Source organism: Amantichitinum ursilacus, assembly GCF_001294205.1.
GTDB classification, from domain to species: domain Bacteria; phylum Pseudomonadota; class Gammaproteobacteria; order Burkholderiales; family Chitinibacteraceae; genus Amantichitinum; species Amantichitinum ursilacus.
In genome coordinates this window covers 304,961-323,782 of record NZ_LAQT01000007.1, presented here as the reverse complement: position 1 = coordinate 323,782, position 18,822 = coordinate 304,961, and the positions used below count along the sequence as shown (strand labels likewise).

18 protein-coding genes are annotated in these 18,822 nt (G+C 58.5%); 12 read left to right on the top strand and 6 right to left on the bottom strand.

Going from position 1 to position 18,822, the window contains the following annotated elements:
* The first annotated feature begins 142 nt into the window (after positions 1-142).
* The 7 genes from cls (at position 143) to WG78_RS10050 (ending at position 7,513) form a co-directional block, all read left to right on the top strand.
* Complete coding sequence (cls, locus tag WG78_RS10080; protein ID WP_053937678.1) at positions 143-1,540, top strand: cardiolipin synthase; 1,398 nt, start codon at positions 143-145, stop codon at positions 1,538-1,540.
* 225 nt (positions 1,541-1,765) lie between these two features.
* Entirely contained in the window at positions 1,766-2,605 is an 840-nt protein-coding gene (locus WG78_RS10075; protein WP_053937677.1) for a ferritin family protein, read from the top strand.
* 1 nt (position 2,606) lies between these two features.
* Positions 2,607-3,113, top strand: a complete 507-nt coding sequence (rfaE2, locus tag WG78_RS10070; protein WP_053937676.1) for a D-glycero-beta-D-manno-heptose 1-phosphate adenylyltransferase — start codon at positions 2,607-2,609, stop codon at positions 3,111-3,113.
* Positions 3,097-4,446: a mechanosensitive ion channel family protein gene (locus WG78_RS10065; protein WP_053937675.1), complete on the top strand. Its 1,350-nt coding sequence runs from the start codon at positions 3,097-3,099 to the stop codon at positions 4,444-4,446. Before rfaE2 ends, WG78_RS10065 begins: the two co-directional genes overlap by 17 nt.
* 143 nt (positions 4,447-4,589) lie before the next feature.
* Positions 4,590-5,762: a DesA family fatty acid desaturase gene (locus tag WG78_RS10060; protein WP_308417198.1), complete on the top strand. Its 1,173-nt coding sequence runs from the start codon at positions 4,590-4,592 to the stop codon at positions 5,760-5,762.
* Positions 5,763-5,896: 134 nt separating this feature from the next.
* Positions 5,897-6,247, top strand: coding sequence for a RidA family protein (locus WG78_RS10055; protein ID WP_053937673.1), 351 nt, complete (start codon positions 5,897-5,899; stop codon positions 6,245-6,247).
* 192 nt (positions 6,248-6,439) lie between these two features.
* A complete protein-coding gene (locus WG78_RS10050; protein WP_053937672.1) occupies positions 6,440-7,513 on the top strand; it encodes a glycoside hydrolase family 18 protein in 1,074 nt (357 codons plus the stop codon).
* Between the two features lie 57 nt (positions 7,514-7,570).
* Here WG78_RS10050 and panS read toward each other — a convergent pair whose 3' ends face one another.
* The 4 genes from panS to WG78_RS10030 form a co-directional block, all read right to left on the bottom strand.
* A complete protein-coding gene (gene panS, locus WG78_RS10045; protein ID WP_053937671.1) occupies positions 7,571-8,500 on the bottom strand; it encodes a ketopantoate/pantoate/pantothenate transporter PanS in 930 nt (309 codons plus the stop codon).
* Positions 8,501-8,550: 50 nt separating this feature from the next.
* The gene (sbcB, locus tag WG78_RS10040) at positions 8,551-9,972 is read right to left on the bottom strand and encodes an exodeoxyribonuclease I (RefSeq protein WP_152969142.1); all 1,422 of its coding nucleotides are present in this window, start codon (positions 9,970-9,972) and stop codon (positions 8,551-8,553) included.
* A gap of 105 nt (positions 9,973-10,077) precedes the next feature.
* The gene (locus WG78_RS10035) at positions 10,078-10,953 is read right to left on the bottom strand and encodes a pirin family protein (RefSeq protein ID WP_053937669.1); all 876 of its coding nucleotides are present in this window, start codon (positions 10,951-10,953) and stop codon (positions 10,078-10,080) included.
* A 68-nt stretch (positions 10,954-11,021) separates the two neighbouring features.
* Entirely contained in the window at positions 11,022-11,888 is an 867-nt protein-coding gene (locus tag WG78_RS10030; protein WP_053937668.1) for a pirin family protein, read from the bottom strand.
* A 128-nt stretch (positions 11,889-12,016) separates the two neighbouring features.
* On the opposite strand from WG78_RS10030, the gene WG78_RS10025 reads away from it, so the two are divergent.
* The 4 genes from WG78_RS10025 to WG78_RS10010 all read left to right on the top strand — a co-directional run bounded on the left by WG78_RS10025 (position 12,017) and on the right by WG78_RS10010 (position 15,126).
* Complete coding sequence (locus WG78_RS10025; protein WP_053937667.1) at positions 12,017-12,916, top strand: LysR family transcriptional regulator; 900 nt, start codon at positions 12,017-12,019, stop codon at positions 12,914-12,916.
* Between the two features lie 82 nt (positions 12,917-12,998).
* Positions 12,999-13,412: an SRPBCC family protein gene (locus WG78_RS10020; RefSeq protein WP_053937666.1), complete on the top strand. Its 414-nt coding sequence runs from the start codon at positions 12,999-13,001 to the stop codon at positions 13,410-13,412.
* A 164-nt stretch (positions 13,413-13,576) separates the two neighbouring features.
* Entirely contained in the window at positions 13,577-14,359 is a 783-nt protein-coding gene (locus WG78_RS10015) for a sulfite exporter TauE/SafE family protein (RefSeq protein ID WP_053937665.1), read from the top strand.
* Between the two features lie 173 nt (positions 14,360-14,532).
* Positions 14,533-15,126, top strand: a complete 594-nt coding sequence (locus WG78_RS10010) for a hypothetical protein (protein WP_053937664.1) — start codon at positions 14,533-14,535, stop codon at positions 15,124-15,126.
* Positions 15,127-15,172: 46 nt separating this feature from the next.
* On the opposite strand, the gene WG78_RS10005 is transcribed toward WG78_RS10010, so the two are convergent.
* Positions 15,173-16,261: a DUF748 domain-containing protein gene (locus tag WG78_RS10005; protein ID WP_444541703.1), complete on the bottom strand. Its 1,089-nt coding sequence runs from the start codon at positions 16,259-16,261 to the stop codon at positions 15,173-15,175.
* A gap of 211 nt (positions 16,262-16,472) precedes the next feature.
* Between WG78_RS10005 and WG78_RS10000 the strand changes: the two genes are divergently transcribed.
* Positions 16,473-17,966 carry a serine hydrolase domain-containing protein gene (locus WG78_RS10000; protein WP_053937662.1) on the top strand — a complete coding sequence of 498 codons (1,494 nt, stop codon included), beginning with the start codon at positions 16,473-16,475 and terminating at the stop codon, positions 17,964-17,966.
* On the opposite strand, the gene WG78_RS09995 is transcribed toward WG78_RS10000, so the two are convergent.
* Positions 17,953-18,765 (bottom strand): helix-turn-helix transcriptional regulator, encoded by an 813-nt coding sequence (locus tag WG78_RS09995; protein WP_053937661.1) that lies wholly within the window; start codon positions 18,763-18,765, stop codon positions 17,953-17,955. The genes WG78_RS10000 and WG78_RS09995 overlap by 14 nt on opposite strands.
* Positions 18,766-18,822: the final 57 nt, after the last annotated feature.

Here is an 18,822-nt window from a genome sequence, read left to right as displayed (position 1 = left end):
CGCCGCAAATGCACACCTGAGAATCCGTTCGATATCCCATTTGTAGTCCTTCGCACTGCAAACAAATCCCCCATTACGCCCAAGCCAGCCGCCAGCCAGGCTGCTAAGCTCACAGCAACAATAATTCACCCCGGTTTGCTGTGTGTCTTATACCTCTGCCATTGTTCTGCTCTGGTCTCTTTATCTGATCGCGCTGTCGATCATGATCATCTGGCAAAAGCGTGCGCCTATTGCAACGCTTAGCTGGATACTGTCGCTGGCCGCGCTGCCTTATATTGGCCTGATTATCTATTACGTATTCGGTCCGCAAAAAATCAAACGTCGCCGGATGCGTCGCGTTGCCAGCAAGCTGCGTTTAACGGGCGGACTGGCTGCTGCGGCGGCAAATGACATTACGCCGCCGGTGACTGCGGTGCAGATGGCCAAACTCGGCACCGCCACCTCGTACTTGCCGCCCGCATCCTGTTCGCGTCTTGAGATACTGGTAGATGGCGGCGCTGCCTTCAGCGCCATCTTTACCGCGATCGAACAAGCAGAACACAGCGTCCATCTGGAGTACTACATCTACGAGCCCGACCACATCGGGCTGGCGCTAGCCAGATTGCTGGCCCGCAAGGCGCAAGAAGGCGTCAAAGTCCGGCTGCTGATTGATGCGCTCGGCTCCAAACGCCTTGGCAAGAAATTTCTCGGTCCGATGCTGAACGCAGGCGTGGTGATCGCCTTCTTCCATCACACCACATTCCGCAAATTCCGCCCTGTTATCAATATGCGCACCCACCGCAAAATCGTGGTGTGTGACGATCGGATCGGCTTTACCGGCGGCATCAACATCACTGATGAAGAAGACGAGCGCATCAATCCCCATGCGTACCATGATTTGCATCTATTGCTGGAAGGGCAGGCGGTTGAGCGACTGCAGCAAGTGTTCTGGGAGGACTGGTTTTATACAACCGGTGAGCAGCGCCAAGCCGCGCAAACGTTAACGGCCACACCCGGCGACCAGATCGTGCAGGTGCTGCAATCCGGTCCAGATAACGAGCTGGCTCCGATTTACCGCACCTATCTGGCCACGATCAACGCAGCGCAAGAGCGGGTCTGGCTGACCACGCCCTATTTTGTGCCCGATGAAGCCGCAATGACGGCGCTAACCAGTGCGGCATTACGCGGTGTGGATGTGCGCGTGATGGTGCCGCGCAAAAGCGATTCGCGCCTGGTGACCTTGGCCGCCCGTTCCTATTTTGAAGAGCTCACTCAAGCGGGCGTGCAGGTGTGGGAATACACCACGCGCATGCTGCATTCAAAGACGTTGGTGGTGGATCGCAGCTACGCCATGATCGGCACAGCCAATTTTGATAACCGCAGCTTCCGCCTCAATTTCGAAGTCAGCGTGCTGGGTTACGGCGAATATCTTGCAGACCGTCTGGCAATCGAGTTCGAAAAGGACCTCGAACATTGCGTTCGGGTTGGCCGGCCGCGCAAGATCAGCAAACTCGAAGCCTTTGGCGAAGCATGTGCCCGTTTATGCTCGCCCTTGCTGTAGCGCCCGTCTGCCCGGCTTGGGGCGATTGACGCTAGCGTGAATAATGGCACTGCCGGACGCCATAGACTGCAGGTATCTTTCTACCCCCGTTCCGGTGTGTATGACACTTGCGTTAAAACTGTTTGAAACAGCTTGCCGCAAGCAGCCACTTGCCTGTTTAATTGGCCGGTTTCTCTCTGCACCCACACAAGTTTATATAAACAGCCGCCCCCAGGAGTTGTTCCCATGCTTTATCCGCAACTGTTCGCTGATCTTGAAAAAGCCCGCTGGAGTATGGCGGACGATATTGCCTGGGATCAGTTCGACACCAGCTTGCTGACCGATGAGCAAGCGTTGACGGTAAAGATGAACGCGATTACCGAATGGTCCGCGCTGCCCGCCACCGAGATGTTTTTGCGCGACAACCGCGACGACTCCGATTTTTCGGCCTTTATGTCGATCTGGTTTTACGAAGAACAAAAGCACTCGCTGGTGCTGATGGAATATCTGCGTCGGTTCCGTCCGGACATGGTCCCCACCGAAGCCGAACTGCACGCCGTTCGTTTTGAATTTGATCCGGCCCCGCCGCTGGAAACGCTGATGCTGCATTTCTGCGGCGAAGTACGCCTTACCCAGTGGTATCGCCGCGCTTCGGAATGGCATACCGAGCCGGTGATCAAGCAAATCTACAAGACGCTGTCCACCGACGAGGCGCGTCATGGCGGCGCATATCTCAAATACATGAAGCGCTCGATCGAACGTCTGGGCGACGAAGCGCGTCTGGCGTTTGCCAAGATCGGCATGCTGATGGCCTCGTCCGCACGTTCGGGCAAGCCGTTGCACCCCACCAATCTGCACGTCAACAAAGACCTTTTCCCCAACGATACGGTGCAAAGCCGCCTGCCCGATCCAGACTGGCTGGAGCATTGGCTTGATACCCAGATCCAGTTTGGCAAGGAATGGGAAGCGCGCGTGGTGGGTGGCATTCTGCGCAACCTGTCCAGCCTGTTTGGCATGGCCTTTGAAACTGTCTCTGATCTGAACCGCTATCGTAAACAACTGGCCGTGGCCGCCGGGCAAGCCTGATATGACCGACTACGCCCTGCCTGATTTCGAACGCAAAATCTGCGCGCCTGAAGACTTGGCCTCACGCCTCGGACAATTGGCGCGGCCGTTGGTGTTCACCAATGGTTGCTTCGATATTCTGCATCGCGGCCACGTCACTTATCTGGCGCAGGCGCGTGCACAGGGTGCCGCCATGGTGGTGGCGCTCAATACCGATGCGTCGGTGCGCCGGCAAAACAAAGGCGCAGATCGCCCGATCAATCCGCTGGAAATGCGCGCTGCTGTGATGGCCGCGCTACAGTCAGTGGATCTGGTGACCTGGTTCGACGCGGATACCCCGTATGATCTGATCATGCAGGTGCGCCCCGATGTGCTGGTGAAGGGCGGCGACTGGACTCCAGACCGCATCGTCGGCGCGGCCGAAGTATTGGGCTGGGGCGGTACGGTGCACTCGATCCCGTTCCTGCACGCCACTTCCACCACGCAGACCTTGCAACGTATACGACTCGCGAATGGAACAACGTCATAGCCTGGTAGTCGCCCTTGTTCTTGATATCAAGCAACACGGCTGGTTAACGCCAGAAATCCTGAGCCAGGCAGGCGTTCTCGCCCTGGCATTCCTGTTCGGCATTATCTGCTCCATCTTGCTCAAGCCCGTTATCCGGCGTGATCCTTCACGCCTTGGCTGGCTGGGCGAGGGCGTACTGCGCATTGTGTTTCCAGTGGTGGCGCTGCTGACGGCCAAAATCGGCATGGCGCTGCTGGGCCTGGCCTTTGCGCCGCCGTTCCGCCTGATTGCGGTCGCCGATGTATTGCTGCTGGCGATGCTCAATATCACGGTGCTCACCTACCTGTTGGGGCACGTGTTTCAGGACGCGCCGTGGGTGCCGCGCTGGGAACGCCGTATTGGCGGCATCATCTGGCTGGCCTACGCATTGCACGTGGTCGGCATCCTGCCCGAGATTGCCGATGCGCTGGACGACCTCAGTTTCCATCTGGGCCATCAGCGCATTTCGGTGCTCACCATTCTGCAAGGCGTGGCGTCGATTGCCGCGACCATGCTGGTGGCGATGTGGCTGAGCCGTCTGATCGAACGGCGCCTGATGCAGGCACGCATGCTCGACGCCAGCTTGCGCGTTATGCTCACCAAAATCTCGCAGACCTTGCTCGTGGTGATTGCCGTGGTGGTGGCATTGCCACTGGTGGGCGTGGACCCCTCCGTGCTGTCGGTCTTCGGTGGCGCCCTAGGGGTAGGCCTGGGTCTCGGCCTGCAAAAAATAGCGTCTAATTACGTCTCGGGATTCATCATTCTGCTGGATCGCTCGATTCGCATGGGCGATATGGTGCAGATTGCGGATCGCCAGGGCGTTGTTACCCGCCTTACCGCCCGCTATATCGTGCTGAAAAGCCTGGATGGCACCGAAGCACTGGTTCCCAACGACACGTTGGTCACCTCAACCGTAGTCAACCAGTCGTACACCGATCCCAACGTCTTTACCAAAATGACTTTCGCCGTGGGTTATGAATCGGACCTTGATCTGGTTTTGCAGATTCTGGTCGACGCCACCCGCGACATTGAACGCATCGTGCAAGAGCCGTCGCCGCGCGGCTATGTGGATTCATTTGGCGATAGTGCAGTGAACGTTTCTGTAGGCTTCTGGCTCAAAGATCCAGAGAACGGTTCTGGCGGTCTCAAGTCTGATATCAACCTGAAGGTGTGGCGCGCGTTCCGCGAACACCAGATCAACATTCCCTTCAACCGGCTGGACGTGGTGCATTTCGAGCCCTCCAGCAAGCTGGCGGGCGATGGCAACCTGCAAGGTGTATTAACGCCGCAGCCATCGGCATCTTCTGAAACGTGAGTTTTCACAAACCCTTTTATGGATTACGAACGGTTGTGCTGCTACCGTCAAAAGCTTGTAATATCCGCCTGATTCTTGATTTAAATAAATATTGTCAGTTGTATCTACGTGGAGAGGTCGAATAGATGGAATGGTTAAACGGCATGATTGATCTGCCTTGGTGGGGTTATATCGTGGTGATGCTGGTGCTCACGCATATCACCATCGCCGGCGTCACGATCTTTCTGCACCGCAACCAGACCCACCGCGGTCTGGATCTGCATCCGATCCCCAGTCATTTCTTCCGCTTCTGGCTGTGGCTGACCACCGGTATGGTCACCAAGGAATGGGTTGCGATTCACCGCAAACACCACGCCCGCTGCGAAACCGAGCAAGATCCGCACAGCCCGCAAGTGCTGGGCCTGAAAAAGGTGCTGTCTGAAGGCGCCGAGCTGTATCGCAAAGAATCCAAAAACAAGGAAACCCTGGCCAAGTTTGGCCATGGCACGCCGGACGACTGGCTGGAACGCAATCTGTACACTCCGCGCAGTGTGTGGGGCCCGGTCAGCATGGCGATTCTGGATCTGGTGTTGTTTGGCGCTAACGGTATCTGGATCTGGGCTGCGCAAATGGCGTGGATTCCGTTCTGGGCCGCAGGCGTCATCAACGGCATCGGTCACTATTTTGGCTACCGCAACTTTGAATGCGAAGACGCATCCACCAATCTGGTGCCGTGGGGCATCATCATTGGCGGCGAAGAACTGCATAACAACCATCACACCTTTGGCACCTCGGCCAAGTTCTCCAACAAATGGTGGGAATTTGATCTGGGCTGGATGTACATCCGCATCATGGCCGCGTTCAAGCTGGCCAAAGTACGCAAGGTGGCGCCGCGTATGAAGATGGTTGATGGTCATATGGAACTGGACGAGCAAGCACTGGCTGCCATCATCGCCAACCGCTATACCATCGCCGCCAACTACGCCAAGTCGCTCAAGCGCACGGTGGGTGAAGAAGTCGACAAGCTGCGCGCCAACGCCAGCCTGCCTCACTTTGACTTCAACCCGTCGCGTCAGATGCGTGTGTGGCTGAAGCAGGATGCCAAAGACACCCCGGTGGACGACAAAGCCCATCTGGATACGCTGCTGGCGCAAAGCAAGGTGCTGGATCAGGTTTACCAGATGCGCCAGGAACTCACCCGTCTGTGGGAGCGTTCCAGCATGAGCAGCACCGAATTGCTCAGCCACCTGCAAGACTGGTGCGCCCGTGCCGAAGCCAGTGGCATTGCCGCGCTGCAAGAGTTTTCGCACCGTCTGCGTCGTGTGGCTGCGGTCTGATCCACGCCCATCCGGTTTAATCTGTATCAAAGAAGGCGAGCCTGTGCTCGCCTTTTTTTGTTTCTGTCATGGGCGTTCTGCAAGCCGCACACTAAAATAAGCAGGACACAAACACACCAACAACGGAGACCCCCATGTCCAGTATTCAGCGTTATTACATCGGCCCACGCATGTCCGAAATTGTGGTGCACAACAACACGGTGTACCTGGCGGGCCAGGTGGCAGAGACGCTCGAACTCGATACGCGTGGCCAGATGGCCGAAGTGCTGACCACCATCGATAAACTGCTGGCCGAAGTGGGCTCGGAAAAAGGCAAGATTCTGAGCGCCACCATCTACCTGCCCGATATCAATGAATACGATGGGATGAACGATGCCTGGTCGCAATGGGTGGCGGCTGGCCATACGCCGGCCCGCACCACGGTGGAAGCGCGCCTGGCCGACAATCGCTACAAAGTCGAAGTGACGGTGATCGCCGCGTTGTAACACATGCCGTGGATCGAAGATATGGGCCGCAGACCATCATCTGCTGTGTGGATGGCGGCTCATTTGCCCACATTGCCGTTATTGGCCCTGCGCGCTCGCGGCACGGCTAATGGCGGCATAATCAGCAGCGCTGCTGGCCTCGCGCCGGTGGCTTGCGATACAACCCGTGATCCACGCACCCCAGGTCTTGCCATGTCCTCGATACTGCTCGCTTATATTGCCGGCTGGAATGATTGGAGCGCCTTGCCGCTCGCCCGCGATGCCCAGCGCCTGACCCATATCTGCTATGCCTTCGCCAATATCCGCGATGGCAAAGTCGTGCTGTTTACCCGCCCCGAAGAATCTGGCCATCAACCGCGCCGCGATGAAGATTTCGCTCGCCTGCGCGCGTTAAAGCAACATAACCCGCAACTTAAACTGCTGATTTCGATTGGTGGATGGGCGGCCGAAGGTTTCTCCGATGCCGCGCTTAGCGAAGCCAGTCGCAATCTGTTTGCTGATTCGGCGATCGAATTCATGCAGGAACGCGGCTTTGATGGCATCGATCTGGATTGGGAATATCCGTCCAACGATATGGCTGGCATCGTCGCGCGGCCCGAGGACAAACATAATTTCACGCTGTTGCTGGCCTGTCTGCGCGACAAGCTGGATTCGCTGTCGGATCAGCAAGGCCGGCGTGGCACCGAGCGTTTTCTGCTGACCATTGCTGCGGGAGCGGGCCAGTATTATCTGGATGGCGTGGAGATGGCCGAAGTCGCGCGCCTGTGCGATTTCGTCAATCTGATGACCTACGACTATTACAACGGCTGGGCCAAACGCGCGGGCCATCACACCAATCTGTTCAACACGCCGGTCGACCCGGAAGGCGACAGCTGCCAGCGTTCAGTGGAATTGTTTGTGGCGGCCGGTTTGCCCGCGTACAAGCTGGTGCTGGGCGCTGCATTTTACGGCCGCGGCCTGGCGGGCGTGGGCGCTGCCGGTCTGGGTGCGCCAGGTACGCCGCAAAGCAATACCTCGCACGATTACGACGAGATTGTCGGCAAGTTGATCCCCGGCGGCGCACAACAACATTGGGACGACGTCGCCAAAGCGCCGTGGTTGATCGATGGCGATCGCTTTATCAGTTATGAGAATGCGCAATCGCTGCAACACAAGATCAGCTACATCAAAGAACAGGGGCTGGCCGGTGCGTTTTTCTGGGAATACACCCAGGACCACACCGACACCCTGCTGCGCACGCTCTGGGAAGGGCTGCGCAAAGAATAAGCAGCCGCGGACCGTACCGAAAATCAAGGCGCATGTATCCACAAGGATGCGTGCGCCTTAATCTTTGAACAGTGATCGCGCCGTGGGTTTGCGCTGCCAATAACCCGCCAGCATCGCGCCCGACAAGTTGTGCCACACCGAAAACAGCGCGCCCGGCAGCGCCGCCAGTGGGCCGAAATACAATTTACCCAAAGTGGCCGCCAGTCCCGAATTCTGCATGCCCACTTCGATGGCCAGCGTGCGGCACACCGACTCATCAAAGCCCAGTAGGCGTCCGCCCCAATAACCGCCCAACAAGCCCAGCGCGTTATGCAGCACCACGCTGATAATCACCACCGCACCCACGCTGGCGATAAATTTCTGGCTGCCCGCCACCACCGAGCCAATGATGACCACGATGCACAGCATCGACAGCAAGGGCAGGATCGGTTCCAGCTTGCGCACAAACTGCGGAAACAGACGAAACAGCACCAGGCCCGCGGCGATCGGTGCGATCACGATCTTGAGTATGCTGATCAGCATGCCGACCACGTCCACCGAAATCGACGTATCGATATACAGCCGCGCCAGCAGCGGCGTCGCCACGACGCCCACCACGGTGGACAGTGCCGAGATGGTGACCGACAGCGCCACATCGCCGCGCGCCAGATAGATGATGACGTTGGAGGCCGTGCCGCTGGCCACGCTGCCCACCAGCACCATGCCCGCCGTCAGTTGTGGCGGCATTTGCAAGGCATGCGCCAGCAACCATGCCGCCAGTGGCATCACCAGATAATGCAGCACGATGCCCGCCGCCACCGGGGCGGGGCGCGTCAGCACGCGTTTGAAGTCGCCCACGGTGAGCGTCAAGCCCATGGCGAACATGATCGCGCCCAATAGCTGCGGCACATACGGGCCCACCGCGCTAAAGCTGGCCGGCGAAAAATAAGCGGCCACCGAAAACAGGATGGCCCACAGCGGAAACAACGCGGTGATGCGAGAAATCATGCCGGCTCGTCCGTTATGCAATCGTGAAAAGCAGGCATGCTAACACTGCTTCACCATTCTGGTGCCACGCTCTCGGCATAGTCGTACAGCGCTTCCAGGATACCCGCCGCGCGCTCATCGGCAATCTCGGACAAGGTGTCGATCGATTCCGCCAGCGTTTCCAGTGTGCGATAGCCACCCTGGCCTTCAATCAGCCGCGCCACACGCAGCTGCTGCCAGCGCGCCTGTTCTTCTTCGGTTAGCGTGTCGGCAAAATTGCGGGCGCGATAGCGGAACACCAGTTCTTCCAGCCGGCCATCCTCAAAGCTGCTGCGGGTGTTGGCCAGCGTGGGGCCATCCATGCCACGTAAACGCTCCAGCTCGCGCCGATCGTTATTGCCGATAAAGCCGCCGTACAAATCTTCGTCCACGTCGATGCGCCCGGCGGCAGGGCGTGCAAATACCGCTTTCCAGTCCGGTTTGGGCGCAGCGGCAAAGGTCGCGGCATAACGCAGCGCCTGGTCTTTATCGATGGCCCAGCGTTCCGCCTGTGCAGGCGTCAGCGTATTCAAGTTACCGATCACAACCGGCGATTTGTTGACATGGATAGTTTTGATGGGCAGTCGCGTTACGCCTTCCGGCAACTCGGTGGCGCGGGTAAACATGCGTACACGCAGCTCGTCCGTACTCAGGCCCACCATCTCAGCCGGATCAAACGTCAGATCCCACACGATCAGTTCATTCTTGTTGGTGGGATGCCAGCCCAGCGGATAGACGATGGCAATGCAGCCACGCTCCACGCCAAACATGCCGGACACATGCAAAAACGGCTTGGGCTCAGTGCCCAGTTCAACCATCACGCGATCTTTTTTGCGCAGGCTCAGGCAAAACTCAAACAGCCGCGGATTGTGTTGTCGAATCAGCCGCGCCAGTGCAATGGTGGCGCGCACATCCGATACCGCATCGTGCGCTGATTCGTGCGCCAGGCCATTGGCGCCGCTCAGATGCTCCAGCCGAAAGCTGGTCTTGCCTTCGTCATTGGTGGGCCACTGGATACCGTCCGGGCGCAGCGCATACGCCGTGCGCACGGTATCGAGCAAATCCCAACGCCCGCATTCGTTCTGCCATTCGCGTGCATACGGGTCGTACAGATTGCGCCAGAACAAAAAGCGCGTGACTTCATCATCAAAGCGGATCGAGTTATAGCCCGCGCCCACGGTGCCTGGCTGCGCCAGCTCGCGTTCGATGGCAGCGGCAAACTGATATTCCGGCACGCCGCGCGCCATCGCTTGCTGCGGCGTGATGCCGGTGATCAGACACGATTGCGGATCGGGCAACCAGTCGGGCGTGGGCTGGCAGAACAGCTCGACGGGCTCGGCAATTTCATTGAGTTCGGCATCGGTACGGATCCCGGCAAACTGCGCCGGGCGATCACGGCGCGGCACCGCGCCGAAGGTCTCATAGTCGTGCCAGAAAAAAGTATTCGCGGACATGGGCGGGTAGGGGCGTGGGCAATCCGGCATTGTAACGTGCCCACGCCGCGCAACCACACTGCCTGCGCCAATGACGGTGCAGTGGTGGCGTGCACGCGGGCGCGCTTATTGGGCGCGGACGATGGGCAAGGGCAGCCGTTCAGTCTCGTTGGGCACCTGACCGACACGGTCTTCCTGCCACGCCACTTTGGCGGCGTCGATCAGTTCGCGCCGGCTGGCCACATAGTTCCACCACAGATGCCGCGGCGCATCCAGCGCGTCTCCGCCCAGCAACAGCACGATGCCGCCGTGCACGCTCGACAATTCCGGCTGATAACCGCTGGCCAATACGCTGATCTCGCCGCCATCCAGCGCTGCGCCTGCCAACGCGGCATCGCCTTCGATCACACAGACTGCACGTTCCGGCGCGGCGTCCGGTAGCGTGATTTGGGCGCCCGCCGGTAAACGCAAAACCGCATACAGCGTGGACGACGGAAATTGCACCGGCGAGCGGTGCTGCCACAATTCGCCCATCAATACATTCACGTCCACGCCATCCTGTTCAAAGCGTGGCAATTGCGCTGCGGCGTAATGATCAAAATGCGGTTCGCTGGTTTCGTGCGATAACGGCAAAGCCAGCCAGGTTTGCACGCCATGAATACGCCCGCCATTGCGTTGGCTTTCCGGCGTGCGTTCGGAATGCGCAATACCGCGCCCGGCACTCATCAAATTGATATCGCCCGGGTAAATCAATTGCTCGGTGCCCAGACTGTCGCGGTGCAATTGCTCGCCTTCCAGCAAATAAGTGACGGTGGCCAGACCTATATGCGGATGCGGCGGCACATTAATGCCCTGGCCCGCGCCAAAATCAGCGGGGCCGATATGGTCAACAAATACAAACGGCCCCACGGCGCGTTGCTGTACTGCCGGCAATAAACGATTAACCGGCAAGCCGCCCACCGTTTCGGCGCGACCTTTGATTGTTAAAACAGGCTTGTCCATGCGCGGGTCTCCAGGCAGATACAACACAACCCGCGCATGGCGGGTTGTGGATTTACGATGATTGCAGTTTAGAACGTGCCTGCCTGGTAATCGGCAAAAGCCTGTTCCAGTTCGGCGCGGCTATTCATCACAAACGGACCATATTGCGCGATGGGTTCGTTCAGCGGCTTACCGGCAATCAACAACAAACGCGCCGGCTCATCCTGCGCCGTAATGCGCACACCATCAAAATCGCCATTGCCCAGAATGGCCATTTGCGTGCTCTTTACCCCGCGGTCATCAATCTTGACCGCACCGCGATACACATAAATAAACGCGTTCACATCAGCGGCCAGCGGCAAATGCGCGGTTACGCCAGCAGGCACGCTGATATCGATATAGAGCGGCTCGGTATCTTCGCGCGTGACCGCGCCTGCAGCATCGCCCAGATGGCCCGCAATCAATTTGACTTCAACGCCATCGGCCAGGGTATGCACCGGAATTTCACCCGCGGGAATATCGCGATACCACGGCGCAATCATCTTGTTTTTGCCCGGCAGATTCAGCCACAGCTGAAAGCCTTCCATCAAACCATCTTGCTGTTCGGGAATCTCGCTATGGATCAGCCCGCGGCCTGCGGTCATCCATTGCACGCCCCCTTCGCTGAGCAAACCTTCATTGCCGCGACTATCACGATGGCGCATACGGCCATTGAGCATATAAGTCACCGTTTCAAAACCACGATGCGGATGGTTGGGGAAGCCGGCGATATAGTCGTCCGGATCGTCCGAGCGAAATGCATCCAGCATCAAAAACGGATCAAGCCGGCGTTGTAGATCGTGCGTTAAAACGCGCGTCAATTTAACGCCCGCGCCATCGGTGGTGGGGATGCCATTGACCAGACGCTCTACCTGGCGGCTACGTTGCACAGTGGAAAGATTCAGAAAGCCGGTCATTGCCGTTCTCCTTGTGGGTTTGGCACACCATGCGATGTGCGTATGCCTTGCAGTGTGCGCCACCGCAATATGCAAAGAAACTGGCTATATACTCGCTATCTATATCAGCCAATTTGATGGTGTGTGCGATGAATCTGGAACGGATTTCATTCGAACAATTGCGCGTATTTGCCGCCGTGGCGCAATCGGGCAGCTTTCTGGCCGCATCGCGCCAGGTGGGGCGCACGCAATCGGCGGTGAGCTACACCATGGCCACGCTCGAATCCCAATTGGGCGTGCAATTGTTTGATCGCAGCCATTACCGCGCCACCCTCACCCCCACCGGCCAGACCCTATTGAATGATGCGCGTGGGGTATTGCAACAAGTGGATCAATTACAGGCCCGCGCCCACGCCATCAGCCATGGTCTGGAAGCCGAACTGGCCTTGGCGGTGGACGTGTATTACCCCTTGCCCATGCTGCTGGCGGCGTTGGCCGACTTCAAAGCCGAATTCCCCAGTGTGGCGTTTCGTCTGTATGTCGAAGCACTAGGCGCAGTGGCCGAGCGCATCCTGGCGGGCAGCGCGCAGCTGGGCATTCTGGCCACCTTGCCCGAATTACCCGCAGGACTGGAAGGCTACGCCTTGCCGCCGGTCAAGGTGGTGGCCGTAGCCGCGCCCAACCATCCGCTGGCGCAACAAGCGGGCCCGATCGAACGCGCCGCGCTGCGCCCGCACACGCAACTGGTGCTCACCGACCGCAGCGCGCTGACCGCGGGCAAAGACTATGCGGTGTTGTCGGATGCCACCTGGCGGTTGTCTGACCTGGGCGTCAAGCACACCATGCTGCAGGCGGGCATGGGCTGGGGCTTTATGCCACTGCATTCCATCGCGGCCGACCTGGCCAGCGGCCAGCTGGTGAGCCTGCCCCTGGCGCTGGTGCCCGAAGGCGGCCTGCCGTTGGCGATGCATGTGGCGTGGCGTGCGGGGCAGAGCATCGGCCCGGCATGGCAGTGGTGGAAAGAGCGGTTGAATCAGCCGCTGGCGTAGCCGAACCGCGCCGCTGGCTGGCGGGCCGCATGCGCGGGGCGATCAGGTATGCTGGCCACCTTTGCAACCGGAGTACGCCCTGATGTGGACCAGCCAATATAGTCAAACCACTTCCGCCAGCCCGCAACGCGTCTGGGCCTTGATGGCCGATGTCCCCGGCTGGAAAAGCTGGAACGCCGGCATTGCCGAGATCACGCTGCATGGCCCCTTTGCGGCGGGCACCACGTTTTTGATGCAATTGCCGGATGGCATCGCCTTCACCAGCACCTTGCTGGACGTGCAGCCCAACCAGGGCTTTACCGATGAGACCCTCATCGAGGGCAATCGCGTGCTGGTGCACCACCGCATCGAGCCCGAGGCCGACGGCAATACGCGCATCACATACGCCACAGAGATCAGTGGCCCGCAAGCCGCAGAACTGGGCCCGATGGTGACGGGCGATTTTGCCGAGGTGTTGCAGGCGCTGAAGGCCGCGGCGGAGCGTCCCCAAAGCTGATGGCGTTGCGCAGCGCTGCCACCGCTTGCGTTTGATCGGTACAAGTCCACCCGCTATATTGGCGCGCCCGCTTTTTCTGCGCCCCTTGCCATGATTTTCGCTTCCGCCATACCCGCCGCCACGATCATCCGCGCTCATTGCGCCCTCATCCGAGGGACGCGCTGATGTTGCTGGCGCTGGTCTGTGGCGCGGTGTTGGGCGCGTTGATGGGGCTCACCGGCGCCGGCGGTGGCATCTTGGCGGTGCCCGCGTTGGTGGCCAGCCTGGGTTGGAGTCTGCAGCAGGCCACGCCGGTGGCTTTGATCGCCGTGGCGGCCGGCGCTACGCTCGGCGCGCTGGAAGGCCTGCGCAAAGGCCTGGTGCGATATCGCGCGGCGCTCTTGATGGCCGCGTGCGGCATCCCCGCCAGTTCGTTGGGTCTGCTGCTGGCGCACCGGCTCAGCCCGCATCTTTTGCTGCAGGCCTTTGCGTTGATTCTGGCTGGCGTAGCGCTGCGGCAATGGCGCAGCGCGGCGGCCCGCACGAGCCCCGCGCAATTCCGGTTGGCGGCGCAAATCGATGCCGACAGGGGTCGCTTTATCTGGACATGGCCCACCGCCGTGTTACTGGCGGCTGTAGGCACGCTTACCGGCGTTTTATCCGGCCTGTTGGGCGTGGGTGGCGGCTTTGTGATGGTGCCGCTGCTACAGCGCTATACGCGTGCGCCGCTGCATGCGGTGATTGCGACCTCGTTGATGGTGATTGCGCTGGTGGGCATCGGCACGGTGCTTAACGCCGTGCAGCGCGGCATGACGTTACCGCTGCCATTTACGCTGTGGTTTGTGCTGGCGGTGGCCGCAGGTATGGCCAGCGGCCGCTTGTTGGTCCAGCGTTTGCCCGCCGTGCAGGTGCAACGCGTATTTGCGGTATTGCTGGCAGGGGTCGCCGTGTTATTGCTGTTTAAATAAAGCGAATGGCATCGGCATTTAATGTCTGATTCGTGATCCGATTCACGCTTTTGCACATGAGGTTACGTGCGCACACAATCCGCGCGTAATCGGGCTTTTAGACCCTGGCGTTATGGATTTATGCACGCATTAAAGCGTGCTGCAAAACCAACAACGACTATGGAGAATCCCCGATGAAAAACGTAACCCTGACCGCTCTGTTGCTCGCCATTGCCGGTGCCGCGTTATATAGCGGCGCGTATGCGGCCGATACCGCGACAGAAGTGCAGCGTGATACGCATCAACAGGCGCGCATTGAACAAGGTCTGCAATCGGGCAGCCTGACCACGCAAGAGGCGGGCCGGCTGGAGCAGGATGAAGCGCGCATCGACCGCAACCAGGCCAATGCCGAGCGTAACGGCAATTTGTCCGCCGCAGAAAAAGCCCGCATCCAGCGCGAACAAAATCAGGTGAGCCAGGCCATTACGCGCGATAAATCCAATGGCGCAGTGGGCAACCCCAATAGCGAATCCAGCCAGCGTTTGCAGGCCGATGTGCAACGCAATATCAATCAGGACCAGCGCATCGAAAACGGCGTTAAAAACGACACGCTCACTCATCGTGAGGCCGGTGCGCTAGAACGGGGCCAGGCCAAAGTCGACCAGCGCGAAGCGCGTGCCGCCCGCAACGGTCATGTCGGCGCCAATGAGCAACGCCATATCCAGAACGCCGAAAACCGCCAAAGCAATCACATCTACAACAAGAAACATAACGATGTAATTCGCTAAGTCGGCGGGCAGTTAATCCGGCATCGATTACGCCGTGGCGTTGGCGTTACGGCGTAATCAAATCCAGCAAGGTATCGGAGGTTTTCTTGACCGCGCTGCCGGCTTTTTCAACTCCCGTACCCAATACTTTCGGCAATCCTCCGGCCATTTTTTTGGGCAGGCTATCGGTCAGCGCAAATTTGGGCTGATGCAGATTGCCGCTGACTTCGTAATTGAGCGTGATCTGGCCTTTGTCGTCTTTTAATGCGGCCAGCTCGGCCTTTTCGGGCAAACGCAGCAAAGCCTTGATCGGATGCAAGCCGGGCTCTTTAACCGGTTCCAGATTGCGCAATGTAAACGCGCCATGCGCCTTGATCTGTTTGTCTTTAACCGTGGCATCCAGATTCAGATCGATTACGCCATTTTTAAGATCCGGCAGCGTATTGGCTTTTTTCAGCAAATACGGATCAAGCGCGGCGATATCGACATTGGTTAACACGGTTTTGCTTTGCGAATCACTGGTTGATTTGTTGATCCAGCCCGCAAACTTCACCGTGCCTTCGCGGCCTTTGCCCGGCAATTTGCCGGTTAAATCCAGCTGGAAGGGTTCGGTAAAGGCGGGCGGCTGCAGATGGTCCACCGTGGCATGCACTTGTTTTACCGTGATCTTGTAGGCGGGTTTGCGGATGGCTTCATCAAAGAAAGCCACATCGCCATCATCAAACACCACATGGTCGATCAGCTTGGCGCGGCTATTGGGCGCGGCCGCATCGCTATCCGGGCGTTTCAGATTGGGCAATAGCGCGATTTTTTTCTCGGGCGTGCGGCGCACCGCCAGATAGTAGCCACGCACATTCACTTGCTGGATATGCAATTGCCGGTGCAATAACGCATCCGGGTCAAAATCAAAAACTACCTCACGCGCGCGAAACGTATCGCCTTCCGGCCAATCTTCGGTGGCGCGCAAACGCACATTTGTCAGTGTCACGGTGGACCAGCCGGTTTCGATGCGCTCGGCGGTGCCCGTGGTGCCCAATGCGGCAATCACATGCTGCTTGAGCTCCCACAAATACAAATACCAGCCGCCCACGCCCAGCATGGCAATCACCAATAGCGTTACGCCGCTCCACCAAACCCACCGCCGCCCTCGCGCCACCGCATCCTCGCTCTGTTTATCTGATTAAAAACCAAGGCTAACTTTGATATTAGGGCAGCGGTGTAACGCAACTGCGGATTGCGGCGGATGCTGACGGCAAGTTGGGAAGAGAGCCTACGTTGGCGCGGCACGGCCAATACCGAATAAGGGTTTTGCCTTATCAAAAATGCATGCCTATAGTGGGCAGCACCTCGTTACTCCAAAGAATGTGATGATCCGCTGGTTTGCATTGGCGCTTGGCGCATTGTGTACGGCAAATGGCTACGCCGTGGATTTGCCCAAAGCTACCCCGGAATCGCAGGGGCTGGATTCGGACCGATTGCTGCGCATGCTCGATTACTTGCAGGGCAATGGCTTTGATACCGACAGCGTATTGATGGCGCGGCACGGCAAACTGGTATTGGAAGCCTATGTCGCGCCGTTTAATCCGGGCATTGCGCATCAGATTAATTCGGCGACCAAAAGCTTTACCTCCACCCTGGCCGGGCTGGCCATTGCCGAGGGCAAATTATCGCTGGATGACACCGTCGCCAAGGTCTTGCCGCAATATGCCGATCTGCCCAACGCGCGGGCCATTACGCTCCGGCAATTACTGGGCATGCAATCCGGCTTGCTCTGGGGTGACGATCCGAAAGAACTGGCGCAAATGCACATTGCGCAGGACGCGGGACGTTACGTCTTGCAGCATGCGCGCGCGCCTGAATTGGTGGGTAAGTGGAATTACAACAGCGGTGGCTCCCATTTGATCAGCCTGATGGTATCCCGGGCTGTAGGTATGCCTTTTGCCGACTACGCGCAGCAAAAGTTGTTTACGCCTTTGGGCTTTGCACCGGTGGAATGGGACAAGGACGCGCAGGGCCACGTTAACGGATCACGTGGCATTTATGCATTGCCAACCGATTTGATGGCATTTGCCGAGTTATATCGGCAGCACGGCCAATATGCGGGCCAGCAGTTAATCCCTCGCGCTTGGGTGGATTACGCCACTGCGCCGCTATACCCGGTTACACCCGACAGCCCGCTTGATGACTTTTATGGGGCGCAATGGTGGACCACGCGCAATCGCGAATGGTATGTGGCGAGAGGCGGCGGTGGTCAATATATTGCCGTGCTGCCCCGCTACGATATTTCCATGGTGATTACCTCGCGGCGCTACGCGTTTAAATACGCGCAAGAGCCAGATTTCAATGCGCTGGTGCAGTATTTTATTCAGCCCAATACGCAGGATGTATTGCCTGACAATGCCGCAGCCCTGAACAAATTGAATGCCCGTATTGCGCAACTGCTTCATCCTGCGCCGCAAAGCCCGTCGCATTCGCCACTGGAAGCCGAATTGAACGGCAAGCTGATCACGCTAACCGAGGCAGGCAAACCGGCAGGCAGTTTCCGTTTTGATTTTGCCCCAGACCAGATGACGGTCAGCCAGACGTGGCAGGGAACAGCACCGGGGCAGCGCCAGTTTGTGGCTAATATTGACGGCACCTGGCGCCAATCGGACGACCCGCAATCGCCGTTGTCATTCCGGGCGCATTGGCGCGATGCAAAAACGCTGGAAATCGAACAGGTCGTAATACGACAAGGTTGGCCGATCACCTATATTTTCAGTTTTAACGGCAACCATGTGCATATCGATTTCAAAGATGTCGCCGCAGCGTGGGAAGGCACGCTGCAAACAGCGGCATTACACCCCGCTAGCCATGATTGATATGCGTACGCGTATGCAGCATGCGAAATCCCCCCGGCGTCATGCCCTGCAGTCGTTTAAACATCCGGCGGAAATACGCGGTATCGGCAAAGCCGCACTGGCGGGCGATATCGTCAATGCCGCTGCGGGTTTCGGCCAATAAAGCGCAGGCATGGCGGATGCGGCGTTCATTAATGGCGTCGGTGACCGTTTTGCCATATTCAGCCCGAAATACCCGGCCCAGATAATCAGGATTGCAGCGCAATTCAGTGGCGATACTGGATGCGCTGATTGCATCCTGAAATTTGGTCTGGATGACCACTTCCGCTTTGCCGGCCAATGCGGCCGGGCGGCTATCCGGGGCGCGCGCCGAAACGCCGGAACGCGCCAGTTCGCACAGCATCAGCATCAATAGCAAACTCAACGTGGCCGAGCGCGCGCCAAATAATTCCTGATCATCCAGAAGGCGTCGGAATAGCGCGGTCAGATGATCAGGGCGCGCCACGCTGGCATGTTGGCGCGCATGCAATCCGACGTCAGCCGCAGGCGCATCCAGCGTGAAATGCACCCAATAAAATTTCAGATCGCGGCTGGCCGGGCGGTGCCCCCGATGTAGTCGGCCTGGCCACAACAACAGCGCTTCGCCGGGCCGGACTTCGAATTCTTCGCCCGCTTCGGTCAGATACAGCACGCCTTCTTTTACAAAAACCAGCTCGTAAGACGCCAGTTTGCGTTCGGGATGGCGCCAATGGGCACTGGCCGCCACAAACAAACCGCCGTTATGCGCCTGCACGCCCAGCGTGGGATCAAAGTGCAACATCGGTTGCGTCCTTATTGGTGTCTGATTTGTCCATATCGCGAAGGATGGCGGCGTAAA